A 2,268-nucleotide genomic window follows, 5' to 3' on the forward strand; every position below is an offset into this window, starting at 1 on the left:
TAGCTCATTTCTGCCCCAAAGTGAGCCAGAGAGGGATTAAACTCAGTTTCAAACCCTGCAACTTGCCTTACTTTTCCTCATGCCTAGAGTTCCAACAATGTAGCTAAATATTTTAACCCACAACAGACTAACCTTTAATCATACTTACGCACGAATATATTGTTCAACAATTTTTAAGCCATTGAATAATACATACTAAAAGGAAATTTTTGATTGATAACGTGCCTTGAATCGGAAGCAATATGTGCTTGCACGATTTTCAACTAAAAATTAGAATCAAAATGGATTATATTTATAATTTTCAGTTGGTTAGGTAAAGCTCTTGAGATATGCTGAATACATCAATTCGTGCTGGCACGATATTAAAATGTTAGGTTTTTATTGAGCAGTATTGTTGCAAATTTTAGGATAAAAAATGATTATTAAGATAAAAATTTTGTTTGGTGCAGATTCTAAATCTGAACCTTTATTGTTAACTCCAGAAGCTGTAAATATTTTTGTTGGACCTAATAATTCTGGTAAGAGTTTGATTTTAAAGGAAATTGAATCAATTTGCAATAACCCTGAGCCTGATAGGAAGATTATAGATGAGATAGAAATAGAAAAAATAGAAAAAGATGATTTCCTTCGGATGGTAAAAGCAAAAGAGGTCGGTAAACCTGAGGGATATTCCCATCAGGATGGGAATATCTTTATGAGAGGAGTAAGTGTATTTCGAGATAACGAACCTTCTGTTAGGCAAGTAAGTGTAGATTATCTTTTACAGCAGTTTGAAGGTCATCAAAATGATTTTAGGTATTTTGCTGAAAACTTTTTATCATATTACACTGTTCGATTGGATGGAAAAACAAGATTTTCACTTACTGAACCTAGACCTTCGGGGGATTTAACTAAAGAACCGAATAATCATCTGATGGCTCTCTTTCAAAATGATTGTGCGCGAAAAAAAATTAGCGATATTACATTTGATGCTATAGGAAAATATTTTGTAATTGATCCTACAAGTATGACCCAATTTAGAATTCGAATGTCTAATGTTGCACCAATTAATAGTTCTGAAGAGCAAGGATTAGACCAAGTTGCGAGAGATTTCCATAATAATGCTACTGACATTATGGATATGAGTGATGGTGTGAAAGCATTTACAGGATTAGTTTCTTCAACGTTAAGTCAAGATTATAAAATTGTATTAATCGATGAACCAGAAGCTTTTCTTCACCCTCCTTTAGCTCGAAAACTTGGTAAGGTTCTTAGTTCGCTTGCGAAAGAGAAAGAACAAAAGATGTTTGTTGCTACTCATAGTCCTGATTTTCTTATGGGGTGCGTTCAATCTGGACAAAAAATTAATATTATTCGCATGACATATACAAATGGTGTTCCTTCTGCAAGGCATCTAACATCTGAAAGATTAAGTGAATTGATGAAGAACCCTTTGTTAAGATCTTCGGGTGTATTGGGGGCAATGTTTCACGAAAGTGTTATTATTTCAGAATCGGATGCAGATAGAGCATTTTATCAAGAGGTTAATGAGCGTTTAAATCAATTTACTAGTAATGGGGCTAGAGACAGTTTATTTATTAATGCACAAAATAAACAAACAATAGGGCGTATTATTGCACCATTAAGAGATATGGGGATCCCTGCTGCTGCCATAACAGATCTCGATATTATAAAAGTAAATACAGAATTCAAAGAAATATGTAAGGCTTGTAATATTCCACAAGCGTTAATTGACAGTTGGGGGGGGTTAAGAGGCAATATTAATAAAGCATTTACAGATGCTGGCTTAAATCCAAATAAAAATGGTTTTCTTGAGTTACCGGAGGAGCATCAGGAATCTGTAAAAATGTTATTGGATAATTTAGCTCAATTTGGTTTGTTTGTTGTTCCTGTCGGAGCTCTAGAACAATGGTTACGTTGCTTAAATATTACGGCTGGAAGACATGGACCTCAATGGATTATGGAAGCATTTGATAAAATGGGGGCAGACCCTGAAATTGAAGGGTATTTAAAACCTAATGAAGGTGATGTTTGGGAATTTATTAGAACAGTATCAAAATGGGTGTCTGATCCATATCGTAAAGGGGTATAAACCTAATCGGGTAGCCGGAGGTATTTACCCTCCAGCCCCCACACCACCCTGCATGCGGATCCGCACAGGGCGGTTCATTCAGAACGCCTAACTTATATCTTCTGGTTTGGATATTGAACAGCGATCCATCCGTCTTTCAGTGAAAATAATCCCGCTTTCCTAAGGTAATCATTACT

1 protein-coding gene is annotated in these 2,268 nt (G+C 35.4%); it reads left to right on the forward strand.

All coding sequences use genetic code 11. The features are described from left to right. Positions 1–415 precede the first annotated feature (415 nt). Positions 416–2,092 (forward strand): ATP-dependent endonuclease, encoded by a 1,677-nt coding sequence (locus AB4503_RS25420; protein ID WP_372115914.1) that lies wholly within the window; start codon positions 416–418, stop codon positions 2,090–2,092. The last annotated feature ends 176 nt before the right edge of the window (positions 2,093–2,268 follow it).

Origin of the sequence: Vibrio sp. 10N.222.55.B11, from assembly GCF_041473705.1 — a bacterium.
GTDB classification, from domain to species: Bacteria; Pseudomonadota; Gammaproteobacteria; order Enterobacterales; family Vibrionaceae; genus Vibrio; species Vibrio crassostreae_C.